The sequence below is a fragment of the Nitratireductor sp. WH36-1 genome, assembly GCF_058725515.1.
This window is the reverse complement of sequence record NZ_CM178970.1, coordinates 2,422,673-2,437,467: the sequence shown is the minus strand read 5'-3', so window position 1 is coordinate 2,437,467 and position 14,795 is coordinate 2,422,673. Positions and strand designations below refer to the sequence as shown.

15 protein-coding genes are annotated in these 14,795 nt (G+C 62.9%); 6 read left to right on the top strand and 9 right to left on the bottom strand.

All coding sequences use genetic code 11. From position 1 onward, the window contains the following. Position 1: 1 nt before the first annotated feature. A complete protein-coding gene (locus AC4PTT_RS11430) occupies positions 2-2,071 on the bottom strand; it encodes a TonB-dependent receptor domain-containing protein (protein ID WP_492161176.1) in 2,070 nt (689 codons plus the stop codon). A 247-nt stretch (positions 2,072-2,318) separates the two neighbouring features. Here AC4PTT_RS11430 and hemP point away from each other — a divergent pair, with 247 nt between their 5' ends. Genes hemP through AC4PTT_RS11405 form a run of 5 tightly spaced genes read left to right on the top strand, consistent with a single transcriptional unit; the run spans position 2,319 to position 6,372 of the window. Further along, positions 2,319-2,477 (top strand): hemin uptake protein HemP, encoded by a 159-nt coding sequence (gene hemP / locus AC4PTT_RS11425; protein WP_222473968.1) that lies wholly within the window; start codon positions 2,319-2,321, stop codon positions 2,475-2,477. 9 nt (positions 2,478-2,486) lie between these two features. Then, complete coding sequence (locus AC4PTT_RS11420) at positions 2,487-3,545, top strand: hemin-degrading factor (RefSeq protein WP_206545413.1); 1,059 nt, start codon at positions 2,487-2,489, stop codon at positions 3,543-3,545. A gap of 16 nt (positions 3,546-3,561) precedes the next feature. Beyond that, the gene (locus AC4PTT_RS11415; protein ID WP_492161175.1) at positions 3,562-4,476 is read left to right on the top strand and encodes a heme/hemin ABC transporter substrate-binding protein; all 915 of its coding nucleotides are present in this window, start codon (positions 3,562-3,564) and stop codon (positions 4,474-4,476) included. Between the two features lies 1 nt (position 4,477). Further along, positions 4,478-5,578, top strand: a complete 1,101-nt coding sequence (locus AC4PTT_RS11410) for a FecCD family ABC transporter permease (protein ID WP_206993463.1) — start codon at positions 4,478-4,480, stop codon at positions 5,576-5,578. Then, on the top strand, positions 5,578-6,372 hold the full coding sequence (locus tag AC4PTT_RS11405; RefSeq protein ID WP_492161174.1) for a heme ABC transporter ATP-binding protein: 795 nt from the start codon (positions 5,578-5,580) through the stop codon (positions 6,370-6,372). The genes AC4PTT_RS11410 and AC4PTT_RS11405 overlap by 1 nt, the downstream gene beginning before the upstream one ends. A gap of 79 nt (positions 6,373-6,451) precedes the next feature. Here AC4PTT_RS11405 and rirA read toward each other — a convergent pair whose 3' ends face one another. Next, entirely contained in the window at positions 6,452-6,913 is a 462-nt protein-coding gene (rirA, locus tag AC4PTT_RS11400; RefSeq protein ID WP_492161173.1) for an iron-responsive transcriptional regulator RirA, read from the bottom strand. 384 nt (positions 6,914-7,297) lie between these two features. On the opposite strand from rirA, the gene AC4PTT_RS11395 reads away from it, so the two are divergent. Next, positions 7,298-7,762, top strand: a complete 465-nt coding sequence (locus tag AC4PTT_RS11395) for a MaoC family dehydratase (RefSeq protein ID WP_113155068.1) — start codon at positions 7,298-7,300, stop codon at positions 7,760-7,762. Between the two features lie 18 nt (positions 7,763-7,780). Here AC4PTT_RS11395 and maiA read toward each other — a convergent pair whose 3' ends face one another. From maiA to eutB, 7 genes are all read right to left on the bottom strand, one after another. Next, positions 7,781-8,431 (bottom strand): maleylacetoacetate isomerase, encoded by a 651-nt coding sequence (gene maiA / locus AC4PTT_RS11390; protein WP_492161172.1) that lies wholly within the window; start codon positions 8,429-8,431, stop codon positions 7,781-7,783. Between the two features lies 1 nt (position 8,432). Beyond that, positions 8,433-9,128 (bottom strand): fumarylacetoacetate hydrolase family protein, encoded by a 696-nt coding sequence (locus AC4PTT_RS11385; protein WP_113155070.1) that lies wholly within the window; start codon positions 9,126-9,128, stop codon positions 8,433-8,435. 118 nt (positions 9,129-9,246) lie between these two features. Beyond that, a complete protein-coding gene (locus AC4PTT_RS11380; RefSeq protein WP_113156287.1) occupies positions 9,247-10,620 on the bottom strand; it encodes an aspartate aminotransferase family protein in 1,374 nt (457 codons plus the stop codon). A 45-nt stretch (positions 10,621-10,665) separates the two neighbouring features. After that, positions 10,666-12,150 carry an NAD-dependent succinate-semialdehyde dehydrogenase gene (locus AC4PTT_RS11375; RefSeq protein ID WP_492161171.1) on the bottom strand — a complete coding sequence of 495 codons (1,485 nt, stop codon included), beginning with the start codon at positions 12,148-12,150 and terminating at the stop codon, positions 10,666-10,668. 127 nt (positions 12,151-12,277) lie between these two features. After that, positions 12,278-12,778, bottom strand: a complete 501-nt coding sequence (locus tag AC4PTT_RS11370; protein WP_206547646.1) for an Lrp/AsnC family transcriptional regulator — start codon at positions 12,776-12,778, stop codon at positions 12,278-12,280. Between the two features lie 2 nt (positions 12,779-12,780). Next, entirely contained in the window at positions 12,781-13,773 is a 993-nt protein-coding gene (locus tag AC4PTT_RS11365; RefSeq protein WP_492161170.1) for a cyclodeaminase, read from the bottom strand. Continuing rightward, positions 13,763-14,776 (bottom strand): hydroxyectoine utilization dehydratase EutB, encoded by a 1,014-nt coding sequence (eutB, locus tag AC4PTT_RS11360; RefSeq protein ID WP_492161169.1) that lies wholly within the window; start codon positions 14,774-14,776, stop codon positions 13,763-13,765. The genes AC4PTT_RS11365 and eutB overlap by 11 nt, the downstream gene beginning before the upstream one ends. Positions 14,777-14,795 lie beyond the last annotated feature (19 nt).

Genomic DNA, 14,795 nt, shown 5'->3' with positions numbered 1-14,795 from the left:
TCTATCCTCCAAAACGCACGGTCGCGCCGAGCTTTACGGTCAGGCCGGGCTGCGCGAAGACGCCATCGGACGTGTCGACGATGGGCAGCACGTATCTCTTATCGAAAAGATTATCGACGCGGAAATCAAACCGAAGATTCTCGGTGGGCTGATAGTTCGCGTAGAGATTGACCAGCGTGTAGTCCTTGGCAAAGGAGGAGCCGCTGGGCGCCTTGTTGAACTGGACTTCACCACCCAGCGTCAGGCGACGCTCCAGAAAGCGCATGCCGCCATCCACCGTGACGCTGGCTGACGGAATGGTGGTGAGATCCTTGCGCACGCCGCTGCGGTCGGTCTGGTGGCCATCGATGATGGAGGCGCTGAGGCCCGCGAAGTAACGCCCTGCATCATAGCGGCTCTCAAGCTCGAAGCCCTGAATCCTTGCCGAATACATGTTCTGGTACTGGGCGCACATGGTGTGGCCGAGGCTGGCGCATTCGCTGCCCGGCATGGCCGGGAAGGTGGGGATGGTGATGTAGTCCTTGATGTCGTTGTGGAAATAGGCCGCCTTGAGACGCAGCGTGTCGTCGGCCTGAATGAGCCCGTCAGCCTTGTAGTTGACGCCCGCTTCCCAGGTTTTGCCGGTTTCCGGCTTCAGGTCCGGATTGGGAAGGAAGGCGAAGCTGAAGCCGGGGAAGGAATGTCCGCCGGTGATGTAGGCTTCGGATGTGTTGGGTGCGCGGTAGCCCTCGGCATAGGAGCCATAGACCTGCAGGCCGGAGAGTGCGCCTTCGCTGAAGGGCGAGACACCGACGCTGAGGCGCGGCGAGAAACGGTCGCCAGAACTCTTGCCGGAGCCTTCCAGTTCGTAGGAATCGTAGCGCAGCCCGGCGACGATCTCGAGCCAGTCATAGGTGATCTTGTCCTGAACATAGGCGCCCCAGACAGAGCGTGTGCCGGTGGGGTTGTAGGTGTCGGCGGCCCCGTTGCCGGTCTTCGAGGTGAAGTCGTCATAAACCCAGTCGCCGCCGACTGTCAGTTCGTGGGCGAAAAGGCCGGTCTCGAAATAGGAGGTGTTCCAGATGTCGAGGCTGCTCGTGCGCAAGTCGTAACCGGTTGTGCCGGGGCGTGTTCCGGTATCGGTCTGGCGCAGGTCGAGATCGTTGATCGCGCCCTTGATGTTGAGGTTTACCCACTTTTCCTCGGCGTCGGAGATCTTGAACTCTCCGGTGAACATGTCGCTGTCGAGGCGGTAGTCGCGGGTTGCCTTGGAGGACCACTCGTCACGCGAACCGGTCCAGCCAAGTGTCAACTCACTGTTTTCCGTCGGTTTAATGGTGCCCTTGAGGTGGCCGGACAGCACATCGAAACCGGAATGGCCGACACGCACGCCGCCGCCATCCTTGTAGTCGCCATAGTCGCGCCAGACGATATTGCCGAGAATGGAGGCGGCTTCATTGAAGCGGTATGCGCCGACGGCGCTGGTCGTCCAGCCGGAGCCGTTTGATTCGTAGCGGCCGGTCAGCGACAGGGCGTAATTCTCGTCGTCACGCAGGAAGTCTTCGGCCTTCTTTGTCTCGAAATAGACCACGCCGCCGATCGCGCCGGAGCCGAATGTGTTGGCGCTGGGGCCACGGATCACATCGACCTGCTGCACCAGTTCCGGGTCCAGCCAGAACATGCGGGCGACCTCGTGGCCGGCCTTGTGGAAGTTCTGGCGCGCGCCATCGACGATGACCGCGACACGGCCGGCATCCTGCAGGCCGCGAATGTTGATGTTGCTGACGGCGGGGCGGCCGTTCGAATAGACCTTGATGCCCGGAACGCCGAAGAAGATGTCGTTGGCATTGCTCGCCATGCGGCGCTCAAGCTCTTCACCGCTGATCTGGCTGACCGAGGCGAGCGTGTCGAGCGCGCTGTCGCCGGTGCGGCTGACCACGGTGATGCGGTCGAGAAGCGTGACGCTGCCTGCAGCGTCCGCCATCATCATGGAAGGGTCTTCCTCAGCCATGGCACCCATGCTCAGCGCCAGCGTCACGATGGAGGTCCCGCACAACAGGCCGAGCCGTCCGTTTAAACTGTTATCCTGCATTCCCGCCTTCTCCAGAAAACAAACTCAACGGGCCGACTGGCACTGGCTTGTCGACGATTATCCGGCTAGGAAATTTATCTTGATAATTTCACTCCGGTATTGCGGTGGCTATAAAATATGATAATAAAAGTCAAGAAAGCGGAGGGGCGAATTTTTCACCGTGATGCGAGCCGTCGCAAGCACATTCAAAAAGGAGGTTTTTCCAATGAAGACCTATTTGTCGATCGACCCGCAGGGGCAGGCGGATATGCAGCATCTGGCCGCCAGACATGGAACCGTTACACCTGACCGTACGATCTCGAGCGTCGATCTGTTCGGCGGTCGCCGTGAAATCGGCATCGAGCACCATGGTGCGTATTACCGGCTGAAGATCACCCGTCAGGGAAAGCTAATTCTCAACAAGTAGGTTTACAGAATGACTGTTCAGGCTGTTCGCGCGCCTGAGGTGATCAGGCGCGCCCGCAACGAAAACCCGAAAATGCGTGAGCGCGACCTGGCGCTCAAACTCGGTGTCTCCGAAGCGGAACTGGTTGCGGCTCACATCGGTGAGGGTGCAACGCGCATCGAACCGAATGTTGCTGCTCTTCTCCCCTTGCTCGAGGCGCTGGGCGAGGTGATGGTTCTCACCCGCAATGAAAGCGCGGTGCATGAAAAGGTCGGCGTTTATGAGAAATGCTCAAGCGGCGCGCAGCATGCGATTGTGCTGGGCCGCGACATCGATCTGCGCATTTTCCCGGGGCGCTGGGCATTCGGATTTGCGGTGGAAAAACGCGACGGCGACACGGTTCGGCGCAGCCTGCAATTCTTTGATGCGGCGGGCGACGCCGTCCACAAGGTTCATTTGCGGCCGAAATCCAACCTCTATGCCTATCAGAACCTCGTCGAGGAGCTGCTTCATCCAGAGCAGGATCCGCAGATCGAGGTGCAGGCCGAGAAAATCGTCGATGACGTGGTCAGCGAGGAGCTTCCGGCTGCCGATCTGCTGCGCGAGCGCTGGAGCGCGATGACGGATGTTCATCAGCTCTTCAACATCCTGCGCAAGCTGAAACTGACGCGGCATCAGGCCGTTCACCTGATCGGTGAGGATTACGCCTGGCGGCTGGAAGAGGACGCGCTGACGACGATGCTCCACGAGGCGGTGAGCGGCGAAGTGCCGATCATGTGCTTTGTGGGCAGCAGCGGCTGTATTCAGATTCACACCGGAGCGATCCAGACCGTGAAGCCGATGGGACCGTGGATCAACATTCTCGATCCCGGCTTCAACCTTCATCTGCGCACCGACCATGTGAAAGAACTCTGGGCCGTGCGAAAGCCGACCAGGGACGGGCATGTGACCTCCATGGAAGCCTATGGCGCCGATGGCCAGCTGATTGCGCAGTTCTTCGGCGAGCGGCTGGAAGGGCGCGCGGAGCGCGATGACTGGCGCGCCATGGTCGAAGGCCTGCCACGGCTTGAATGCCGGCAGGTGGCCTAGGGAGATCAACTGACCCATGCCTATCACCGAATTAATGAGCGGCCGCGCCCTTTTGGGCGGCGCGGTCCTGATCGCTGGCCTCATGGGCGGCGTGGCCCCCGTGGCCATGGCTGATGAAGCGCTGCCGAAGCCTTTTCCTGACACTACGAAGGTCGTGAGCATTGGTGGCGCGGTCACCGAGATCGTCTACCGTCTCGGGGAAGAAGACAGGCTCGTCGCCCGCGACCAGACGAGCATCTATCCGGCTGAAGTCAAGGAACTGCCGGATGTCGGCTATATGCGCGCCCTGTCTCCCGAGGGCGTTCTTTCCGTGGGTCCGAGCGCTATTCTGGCATCCGAAGGCAGCGGACCGGCGGAGACCATGGGGGTTCTTGAAAAGGCGGGCATCCCACTGGTTACCGTGCCGGAGGGTTTCGACCGTGAGGCGATCCTGCGCAAGGTGCGGGTGACGGGTGCAGCGCTGGGCGTGAACGACAAGGCCGAGGCGCTCGCGCGTGAACTGGAGGCGGATCTCGAAGAAGCCGAGTCGCTGGCGCAGGAAAGCGGTGAAGAGAAGCGTGTTCTCTTCATTCTGAGCGTTCAGGCGGGACGGATCATGGCTGCAGGCCGGGACAATGCCGCCGATGGCATTATCCGCATGGCCGGGGGCACGAACGCCATGGACGGTTTTATTGGCTACAAGCTCGTCTCCGAAGAAGCCGTGATCGCCGCCAAACCGGATGTGGTTCTGATGATGTCACGCGGCGAAAGCAGCGAACATGCATCGGATGACATCATGGACAATCCGGCAATCGCTTCCACGCCGGCCGGAGAATACCGGGCGCTGATCCGCATGGATGGCTCATACCTGCTGGGTTTCGGACCACGCACGGCGGATGCGATCCGCGAACTCTCCGAGAAGCTGCATGGCGCGGGCCTGGTGGTCGACTGACATGGCGGTGCGTGAAGAAATGGCGCCAGCTTCCTCATGGCGCTGGCGCGATGCGGTGGATGGCGATCGCTCCATGCGGGCGAAAGCGGTCATCCTCGCTCTCGTCGTTCTCTATGTCCTCCTGTTCCTGTTCAGCCTTGGTTCCGGGGCGTCCGACACCTCGTTCTGGGATGCGGCGGTTGCCTGGCTTGGCGGTGGCAGCGAAGCACTGTCGCTGCGCGACCGCGTGGTGATCAACGACATTCGCCTGCCGCGCATCGTGCTTGGCACGCTGGTGGGCGCGTCGCTGGCGGTTTCGGGCGCGGTCATGCAGGGGCTGTTCCGCAACCCGCTTGCCGATCCCGGCATTGTCGGCGTTTCGTCCGGCGCGGGGCTGGGCGCGATCACGATCATCGTTCTGGGCGGCACCGTGCTTGCTCCGGTGATCGGAGTGCTTGGCATCTACGCGCTGCCGCTGGCGGCATTCTTCGGCGGCCTTGCCTCGACGCTGCTTCTTTACCGCGTGGCGACGCGGCGCGGGCAGACCTCGGTTGCCACCATGCTTCTGGCCGGCATCGCGCTTGGCGCACTGGCGGGGGCGCTGTCGGGCATACTCGTCTTCATCGCCGACGATCAGGAATTGCGGGACCTGACCTTCTGGGGGCTTGGCTCGCTGGCCGGTGCGACATGGGCGAAAATCTGGGCTGCCGGCCCGTTCATCCTGGCGGGGCTTCTGGTCACGCCGTTTCTGGCGCGCGGGCTTGACGCAATGGTGCTGGGCGAGGCGACAGCCAATCATCTGGGCGTGCGCGTGCAGCGGGTGAAGAACACCGCCATCGTCACCGTGGCAGCCGCCACGGGCGCATCGGTGGCCGTTTCGGGCGGCATCGGCTTTGTCGGCATCGTTGTGCCGCATCTGCTGCGGCTCACCATCGGCCCGGAACACCGCTACCTGCTGCCGGCTTCGGCGCTTCTGGGGGCAAGCCTTCTGCTCGTGGCAGACGCGATCAGCCGGGTGGTCGTCGCGCCGGCGGAACTGCCGATCGGCATCGTGACCGCCGCCATCGGCGCGCCGTTCTTCCTTTGGATCCTGCTGCGGCAGAGAGGATTGTTGGATCTGTGATGTCGATTGAAGTCAGCAATCTTGGTGTGCGGGTGGGGCGCAAGCAGATCCTCTCGGATGTGGCGCTTTGTGCAAGGCCCGGTGAGGTGACTGCCATTGTCGGCCCCAACGGATCTGGCAAGACGACCTTCCTCAAAGCGATCTCGGGCGATCTGCCTTTCACGGGAATGGTGCGGATCAATGGCGCATCGCTTCACGGCATGAAGCCATGGGAGGCGGCGGGACACAGGGCCGTGCTGCCGCAGGCGAGCGCGCTGTCCTTTCCCTACAAGGTGCGTGAGGTCGTGAAGCTGGGCCTGTTGAGCGGCCGCTCGGGCACAACCCGCGCCGAACAGGAGCGGTTGCCCGAAATCGCGCTTGAGCGTGTCGATCTCGGCGGCTTCTCAGGGCGGTTCTATCAGGAGCTTTCAGGCGGCGAGCAGCAGCGTGTGCAGCTCGCCCGTGTGCTCTGTCAGGTCTGGCGTCCGGTGCTTGACGGACAGCCGCGCTACCTGCTGCTCGATGAGCCGGTGTCGAGCCTCGACATCAAGCATCAGCTCATCATCATGGACATTGCCGCCCAGTTTGCCGCCGCCGGAGGCGGGGTGCTGGCCGTGCTGCATGATCTGAACCTGACGGCGCGTTTTGCCGACCGGGTCGCCATGATGCATCGCGGAAAGCTGGTGGCGACGGGAACGCCGGCGGAGGTTTTCAACGACACGCTGATTTCTGACGTGTTCGAATGCCGGATACAGGTGGGCGTGCCGCCCATGGGGGCATTGCCCTATATCCTGCCGCAGTCCGCGCAGCTTTGAGAGAAATGCCGGAAAAGCAGAATCAAAATAAAGAAAAGGACCGTCAAACTGGCGGTCCTTTTTCTCAAATTCCGCTTTTCTAGCGCGCCGCTGCGCGCTCGGGTAACTCGTCCAGACCGAGCCGGAAGCGCATATCGGGCTTGGAATCGGCCAGATCGCGTATCGTGTAGCTGCCCAGAACCTCGAAGAAGGCATTGAGCGCCTTGCGCAGGGCCTCGTTCAGGCCGCAGCTGTCGACCAGCGGGCATTCCGCTTCGTCGTTTTCAAAACACTCCGCCATGGCGAAATTGTCTTCGGTCACGCGCACCACTTCGAACAGGGTGATGTCTTCTGCCGGCTTTGCAAGGCGCACGCCGCCATTGCGGCCGCGCACGGTTTCCACGAAACCGTTCTCCACGAGGGGCTGAAGGATCTTGAACAGGAACAGGTCGGAGAGCGAATACGACTTCGCGATCTCCGAGATGCGGCTCAGACGACCTTCATTGGCCGCGCAGTACATGAGGATGCGAATGGCGTAGTTGGTTTGTCGCGTTAAGCGCATAACAATCCTTTCAGATAACGTTCCCGTAATATGGCTTATTGTTTAGAATAATTCCAGAGTGAGTCTGGTAAAATCTGACAAAACAAATCAACTTTATGTGCCTTGCGAACGGGTGTCCGCGCAAGGGCGCTGAACGTGCGTTTATGCGAATTATGTTGCGTTGCACAATATTGAGGCGCTAGGGGAATGGGTGCCCAGCCTGAAATGGTGAAAGCAATCAGTCCCGGCTGCTTTGTGTGACCGGGCGCAGGGGCGTTTCGGCCGCATGCAGCCAACTGGCTGGCGGCGAGCCGATCCGCTGAATGAAGGACTACTCTGCCGCGTTCTTGTGTCCGGTCGGATGCGCCCGCGCTGCTGCAGAATTTGACAGGGAAGGCTCAGCTCATGAACGCACATGTTCTTGAAGCGCAGATCGGCGGCGGCACGACCGTTTCCGATTGGGTGGTTGTCGATCAGTCGATGATCGACCGTTTCGCCGATTGCACCAATGACCATCAGTGGATCCATGTGGATCGCGAGCGCACGGAGCGCGAAAGCCCGTTCGGCAGGCCCGTGGCGCACGGTTTCCTCACGCTGTCGCTCTTATCAAGCCTGTCTTATGACTGTGGCGCGTGGCCGGTGCATCTGGGCACGATCATCAATTACGGCCTCGACAAGCTGCGCTTTCTGGCGCCGGTGAAGGCTGGCAGCCGCGTGCGCCTGCGCAGCACGCTGAAAGGTGTCGAGGAAAAGGCTCCGGGCCGGCTTCTCGTGCGTCATCACGGCGAGGTGGAGATCGAGGGCGAGGACACGCCCGCGCTCGCGGCCGAAACCATCATCATGCTTATTCTCGAGGAAAAGGCCGGCTGAGCCGGCCTTCCGGTTGAATTATTCGGCGTCGGGCTGGTTCATCGGCGCGGCCTTGCGGAACGCTTCCAGTTCCATGCAGGCGTCGTTGATGCGCTGGATGACGGGATAGGGCGTCATGTCGACGTCGAAGCGCTTGTTGTTCGCCACCTGCGCAACGAGGCAGATATCGGCCATGCCGGGCGTGTCGCCATGGCAGAAGACGCCGGTCTGCGAGCTCTCGGCGAGCATCTTTTCAAGCGGTTCGAACGTGGCGTTCACCCAGTGGCGGAACCATGCGCCGACTTCGGCGTCGTCTGCGCCGTAACGCTCTTTGAGCGCGTTCAGAATGCGCAGATTGTTCACCGGATGGATTTCACAGGCGATCATCTGGGAGAGCATGCGAACCCGCGCGCGCCCATGCGCATCCGCAGGCAGGAGCGGGGGCTCGGACACCGTCTCGTCCAGAAACTCCATGATCGCCATGGACTGCGCGATCATTGTGCCGTCGCTCCACACGAGTGCGGGCACGAGGCCCTGCGGATTGACCGACAGATAGGCCTCGCCGCGATGTTCGCCGTGGCGCAGATGATGCGCGGCGTAGCGATAGTCGATGCCCTTCATGGCGAGCGCGATGCGCACCCGGTAGGAGGTCGAGGAGCGGAAGTAGTTGTGCAGAACGACTTCGCCCATATCAGGCCTCGCCAATGGTGATGGCGATCTCGCCGACGCCGTCAACGCCGCCTTCCACGTGGTCGCCCGGCTGAAGCGCGCCGACGCCGGCAGGTGTTCCGGTGTAGATCAGATCGCCGGCCTTCAGCTCCATGGCCTGGCTGCACAGCGCGATCACGTCGGCCACCGGCCAGATCAGCTCGTCGAGATCGCCTTCCTGGCGGATTTCACCATTGACGGCGAGCCAGACACGGCCCTGCGACGGGTGGCCGGTCTTTGCAACGGGCACGATGGGGCCGCAGGGTGAAGAGCGGTCGAAGGCCTTCGCCCAGTCCCACGGGCGGCCCTTCTTCTTGGCTTCGGCCTGCAGGTCGCGGCGGGTGAGGTCGAGCCCCACGGCATAGCCGTAGACATGGTCGAGCGCATGGGCCGGATCGATGTTGCTGCCGCCCTTGCCGATGGCGACAACCATCTCGATTTCGTGATGCAGATCCTGCGTGAGCGCGGGATAGGGAATCACCGTGTCGGCATCGACCACGGCGTCAGCGGGTTTGGTGAAGAAGAATGGCGGCTCGCGCTCTGGCTCATGGCCCATTTCGCGGGCGTGGGCGGCATAGTTGCGCCCCACGCAGAAGATGCGCCGCACGGGAAAGCGCGCTTCTTCGCCGGCTACGGCGACGGAGGGCTGGCTGGCGGGCGGAAAAACGAAATCGGCCATGAAATTCTCCCAGATGACTGCGGAGAAAGAGATGGCTTAATTGGCGCTCCGGGGCAAGCCCGGCAAGAGCGCGAACCGGCGCTCCGGGGCAGGGACCCGAAGCGCCGAAAGTTCGGGGTCAGTCCTTGAAGACGGTCTTCACGGCCTTCGCGGTCGCATCGACGATGCGGTCTGCTTCTTCGCGCGTCAGGCAGAGCGGGGGCGCAAAGCCCAGAATGTCGCCCTGCGGCATGGCGCGGCCAATGACGCCCTGTTCGAGAAGGGCTGCGGCCATCTGCGGGCCGATCTTCTCGGAAGCGTCGAAGAACTGGCGGTTCTCACGCTCCTTCACGAACTCGACTGCACACAGCATGCCTTCGCCGCGCACTTCGCCGACATGGGCATGTGCGCCGATGGCGTCACGCATGGCGTTGACGAAGTAAGCGCCCGTCTCGCCGGCATTCTTGACGAGGCCGAGCTTGTCGACCAGTTCGAGATTGGCGATGCCGGCTGCCGCGCCGATGGGGTGGGCCGAATAGGTCCAGCCATGGCCGATGGGGCCGTATTCGTCCGTGCCGCGCTCAAGCACTTCCCACATCTTCTTGCCGACGATGGAGCCGGAAAGCGGCGCATAGGCCGAGGTGAGGCCCTTGGCGATGGTGATGAGGTCGGGTTCCATGTCGTAATGGATGGAGCCGAACATGGAGCCGAGGCGTCCAAAGCCGGTCACCACCTCGTCGGCGACGAGCAGGATGTCGTGCTTGCGCAGCACTTTCTGGATCGCGGCCCAGTATCCGGCCGGCGGCGGCACGATGCCGCCCGTGCCGAGCACGGGCTCGCCGATGAAGGCGGCGATGGTGTCCGCGCCCTCGCGCTCGATCAGCGCTTCAAGCTCGGCCACGCAATGGGCGGTGAACTGCTCCTCGCTCATGGCGAGGTCCGGGCGGCGGTAGTAATAGGGCGCTTCGGTGTGAACCACCTGGGCCAGCGGCAGGTCGAACTTCTTGTGGAACAGCTCAAGGCCGGTCAGCGAGCCGGTCATCAGGCCGGAGCCGTGATAGCCGCGCCAGCGCGAGATGATCTTCTTCTTCTCGGGGCGGCCGAGAATGTTGTTGTAGTACCAGATCAGCTTGACGTTGGTTTCGTTGGCGTCGGAGCCGCCGAGGCCGAAATAGACCTTGGACATGTTCTCCGGCGCGCGGTCGACAATCATCTTGGCAAGCGTGATCGAGGCTTCCGTGCCGTGGCCCACATAGGCGTGGTAATAGGCAAGCTCCCTGGCCTGCTCGGCAATGGCGTCGGCGATCTCGGTGCGGCCATAGCCGACATTGACGCAATAGAGGCCGGCAAAGGCGTCGAGCAGCCTGTTGCCGTCACGGTCCTCGATATAGACGCCGTTGCCGCCGGTCACGATGCGGTTGGGGCTTTCGCCGCGCGCATGCTGGGCCAGATGGGTCGAGGGATGGAAGAAGGCCTCGCGGTCCCACTGGTCGAGTTGGTCGTTCTTCAACAGCATGTCACTCTCCTGTTATTCTCAGACTGTGTCAGTCAGCGCTGCTCAACCGATGTTGCGGCAGACGTATTTGATGTTGGTGAAGGCTTCCAGCCCGTGGCGGGAGCCCTCGCGCTCGAGGCCGGCCTGCTTGACCCCGCCAAAGGGGATGGGCGCGCCGGTGATCTTGGTGCGGTTGACCGCGACCATGCCGAATTCCAGGCCGCGCGAAAGGCGGGCGATGCGGCTCGGGTCCTGCGTGTGCAGATAGGCGGCAAGGCCGGTTTCGGTGTCGTTCGCCTTTTTGAGCACGTCCGCTTCGTCATCGAAGGGGGTGAAGGCGGCAATCGGCCCAAACGTTTCCTCGCGGAAGATGAGCGCGGTCTCGGGCACATCGGCCAGAACCGTGGGTTCGAAGAAGGTGGGGCCGTGCCGCGACACGTTTCCGCCCGTTACCAGACGTGCGCCTTTTGCGAGCGCATCGGCGACCTGTTCGGTCTGCTTGGCAACGGCGCGCTCATGGATGAGCGGGCCGATATCGGGATCGCTGAGGCCATTGCCGACCGTCAGTTCCTCGACCTTGCGGGCGAATGCGGCGACGAAGGCGTCATAGATGGAGCGCTCGATATAGAAGCGGTTGGCGGCAAGGCAGTCCTGCCCGGAGGTGGCGAACTTGGCCGAAATGGCGCTCTCGACCGCGTGATCGAGGTCGCAATCGGCAAAGGCGATGAAGGGCGCATGGCCGCCAAGCTCCATGACCAGACGCTTCATGGTCGGCGCGGACTGCGCGTAGAGCAGGCGGCCGATTTCGGTGGAGCCGGTAAAGGAAACGGCGCGCACACGGGTTGAGGCGGTCATCGCGCCGACCACTTCGGCGGCCTTGCCGGTGAGCACGTTGAAGACGCCTGCCGGCACGCCGGCGCGCTCGGCCAGCTCGGCAAGGGCGAGTGCGGAGAACGGCGTCTCGGAAGAGGGATGCGCGACCACGGTGCAGCCGGCGGCAAGGGCTGCCGCCGCCTTGCGGGTGAGCATGGCGGAGGGGAAGTTCCACGGCGTGACGAGGGCTGCAACGCCCAATGGCTCGCGCGAAACCTGCATGTCGGCGCCCGGCAGGTGTGAGGCAACGCTTTCGACCGAAACGCGCTTTGCTTCCTCGGCGTAGAAGGAGACGAAGGAGGCGGCGTAATCGATCTCGCCACGGGCTTCAGAGAGGGGTTTGCCCTGCTCCAGAACCATGAGGTGAGCGAGGTCCTCCTTGGCGGCGACGATCAAATCGTACCAGCGCATCAGGATCTGCGCGCGCTCCTGCGGCAGAAGGGCCGCCCAGCCGGGAAACGCCGCATGAGCCGCTTCGATGGTTTCATCGACCTGCTCGGCGGTGAGTGCCGGGACGCAGCCGAGCCGCGCGCCATCGGCCGGGTTGAAGACATCCACGACCGGGTCGCCGGGGGCGGCGATCCAGTGACCGTTCGCATAGGCGTATTCGCGGAAAAGACGCGGATCGGCGAGGTCGGAAAGGGCGGTTTTCTGAAGGGCTGCAATAGCGGACATCGGCTCACTCCCAAGCGGATTTCCAGTGTTTGGATTGACTGGAATTATGCCGTTCGGGCCGCCAAATTTTCTGATGAACTTGCCATGGCGCGCCAACGTTTCTTCTGAACTTCGCGCCGCTCGCCCATTATTCCTTCTGTGTCGTATCGTCGGTGTTCACCAGAACGCCAAGCGGGAACGCGCCCGGCTGCTTCACCGGCTTGGTGACGATGTAGGTGAAATAGCGCGCCAGACCGACATTCATGTCCAGAAGCCGGTCGACCAGACGCTGATAGGTGTCGATATCGCGGGCGATGATCTGCAAAATATAGTCGAAACCGCCGCCGACAGCCCAGCAACCGGTGATTTCATCGATCTCCTGAACGCTGCGCTCGAATCGCTGGAAGTCTTCGGCGCGGTGGCCGGCAAGCTCCGCCGCCATGAAGACGGCGATGTGCGGGGCGAGCTTCGCCAGCGCCACTTCGGCGCGGTAACCGGTGATGATCCCCGCCTTTTCAAGGCGTTTCAGCCGCTCCCAGCAGGGGGCGGGCGTCAGGTTCACCCGTTCGGCCAGCGCCGCCTTGGAGATGCGGCCTTCCCTTTGAAGGATACCGAGGATTTTGAGATCGCGGTCGTCGAGCTTGAGCATGGTCAGCTCTGGATCGTCGTACCGGCTCCCGCTGTCAAGGCCCGTTCACGCGCCAGGGTGGCGATGGCCGTGTCCTGCGCGCCGGTTCCGGTGAGGTCGCAAATGGTGATCTGGTCGTCTCCGGTGCGACCGGTTCTGGCTCCGGTCACGATCTCGCCGAGCTCTGCGGGCCTGCCGCCATTCCAGTCGCCGGCGCGGATCGCTGCCGCCAGTTCGCCCAGTTTTTCGCACTGGCTCACACGGTCGGCGACATAGAGATCGGCGCGGGAAAGCGCTGCCGGCTGCAACTCGTTCTTGCCTTCCTGATCGGATCCCATGGCCGTGACGTGAAGGCCCGGATGAAGCCAGTCGGCCATCAGAACCGGATCGCGCGCGGGCGTGGTGGTGACGACAAGCTGGCTTTCGGCAACGAGACGGGCCGGGTCTGCTTCAGCTTTCACGTCGATGCCGAGGGTTTTGGCCAGATCGGCTGCGCAGGCTTCTGCCTTTTCTGCATCGCGCCCCCAGACGAGAAGACGGGAGAAGGGGCGCACCTGATGGGCGGCGATCATTTGCAGGCGGGCCTGCACGCCGGTTCCCATGACGCCGGCGGTCTCGACACTCGACGGGGCCAGATGGCGGGCGGCGACCGCGCCGGCGGCAGCGGTGCGCACATCGGTGAGAAAGCCATTGTCGAGCAGAAGCGCTTCCACCAGCCCGGTTTTCGCCGAAAACAGGATCATCAGGCCATTGAGGCTTGGCAGGCCGATTTTCGGATTGTCGAAGAAACCGGGGCTGACCTTGATGGCGAACCCGTCGAAGCCGGGAATATAGGCGGTCTTCACATCCACCTCGCCATGAACCTGCGGAATGTCCATGGACAGGATGGGCGGCATGATGACCGCGCCCGAGGCGAGCGCGCGGAAGGCTTCTTCCACCACGTCGATCGCTTCGAGGTCCAGCCGGACGGCCTTGCGCAGATCGGCTTCGGTCAGAACGAGAATGTCATGCGGCATGGATGTGTCCCTTGAGCGTTGTGTCGCCGAGCTGCACCGCCCGGCCAGACACGATGTCGGTGAAAACCTGCATGTCGACATTGCGCCCGGTTATGAGCGTGGCCGTGGGGCCGGGGTGCCTGCTCAGCCTTCCGGAAAGCAGAGCGGCCGCGCCCACCGCACTTGCGCCTTCGCAGACCAGCCGGTCTTCATGGTAGTGCACCTGCATGGCGCGGTAGATTTCTTCCTCGCTGACGAGGATTACCTCATCGAGGAAATCGCGGCAGAGCGCGAAGGAATGGCGGTTTTCGAACCCGATGCCGCCGCCGAGCGAATCGGCAAGGCTCGCCATTTCGGTGACTGCCACCGGTTTTCCGGCCGCAAGCGAGGCGTGCATGGCCGCGCCGTGCTCCATGGTGATGCCGACGACCCGGATCGATGGCTTGATCGTCTTGAGCGCAAAGGCGATGCCGCCCGCAAGGCCGCCGCCGGACAGCGGGATCAGCACGGTCTCAAGGTCCGGGCGCTGTTCCAGAAGCTCAGGCCCGATCGTGCCCTGGCCGGCGATCACATGGAGATCGTCAAAGGGCGATATCTCGTGGAAACCCTCTTCCTCGGCGAGGCGGCGGCTTTCCACCTGCGCCTCGTCCTGGCTCTTGCCGATGATCCGCGCTTCCGCGCCCAGAGCGCGGATGCCGGCAAGCTTGGCCTCGGGGACGAGGCTCGACATGCAGATAACGGCCCGGAAGCCGCGCGCACGGGCAGCATAGGCGACGGCCCGGCCGTGATTGCCGGTCGAGCAGCAGGTGACGCCTTTCGTGCTCTCCGGCAGGCTCAGGGCGGCGTTCGCCGCGCCGCGCAGTTTGAAGGCGCCGGTGGCCTGACCGATTTCGAGCTTCAGGAGAACATCGTCACCGGCGATGGCGCTGAGACGGGGCGAGGGCGGCAAAGGCGTGTCGAGCGTGGCGATGCCGGCAATGCGTTTACGGGCGGCCAGAATGTCTGCAAGGGTGAGCGACGTCATTTGGGCGCGACCGGAATGC

What these genes read in the sequence shown, in the direction of transcription:
- AC4PTT_RS11385 (WP_113155070.1), bottom strand. Translation starts at nt 9,128, where the DNA reads ATGGCCGATTTCGTTTTTCCGCCCGCCAGCCAGCCCTCCGTCGCCGTA.
- AC4PTT_RS11415 (WP_492161175.1), top strand. Translation starts at nt 3,562, where the DNA reads ATGCCTATCACCGAATTAATGAGCGGCCGCGCCCTTTTGGGCGGCGCG.
- eutB (WP_492161169.1), bottom strand. Translation starts at nt 14,776, where the DNA reads ATGACGTCGCTCACCCTTGCAGACATTCTGGCCGCCCGTAAACGCATT.
- AC4PTT_RS11375 (WP_492161171.1), bottom strand. Translation starts at nt 12,150, where the DNA reads ATGTCCGCTATTGCAGCCCTTCAGAAAACCGCCCTTTCCGACCTCGCC.
- AC4PTT_RS11395 (WP_113155068.1), top strand. Translation starts at nt 7,298, where the DNA reads ATGAACGCACATGTTCTTGAAGCGCAGATCGGCGGCGGCACGACCGTT.
- AC4PTT_RS11430 (WP_492161176.1), bottom strand. Translation starts at nt 2,071, where the DNA reads ATGCAGGATAACAGTTTAAACGGACGGCTCGGCCTGTTGTGCGGGACC.
- AC4PTT_RS11410 (WP_206993463.1), top strand. Translation starts at nt 4,478, where the DNA reads ATGGCGGTGCGTGAAGAAATGGCGCCAGCTTCCTCATGGCGCTGGCGC.
- AC4PTT_RS11405 (WP_492161174.1), top strand. Translation starts at nt 5,578, where the DNA reads ATGTCGATTGAAGTCAGCAATCTTGGTGTGCGGGTGGGGCGCAAGCAG.
- AC4PTT_RS11420 (WP_206545413.1), top strand. Translation starts at nt 2,487, where the DNA reads ATGACTGTTCAGGCTGTTCGCGCGCCTGAGGTGATCAGGCGCGCCCGC.
- hemP (WP_222473968.1), top strand. Translation starts at nt 2,319, where the DNA reads ATGCAGCATCTGGCCGCCAGACATGGAACCGTTACACCTGACCGTACG.
- rirA (WP_492161173.1), bottom strand. Translation starts at nt 6,913, where the DNA reads ATGCGCTTAACGCGACAAACCAACTACGCCATTCGCATCCTCATGTAC.
- AC4PTT_RS11365 (WP_492161170.1), bottom strand. Translation starts at nt 13,773, where the DNA reads ATGCCGCATGACATTCTCGTTCTGACCGAAGCCGATCTGCGCAAGGCC.
- maiA (WP_492161172.1), bottom strand. Translation starts at nt 8,431, where the DNA reads ATGGGCGAAGTCGTTCTGCACAACTACTTCCGCTCCTCGACCTCCTAC.
- AC4PTT_RS11370 (WP_206547646.1), bottom strand. Translation starts at nt 12,778, where the DNA reads ATGCTCAAGCTCGACGACCGCGATCTCAAAATCCTCGGTATCCTTCAA.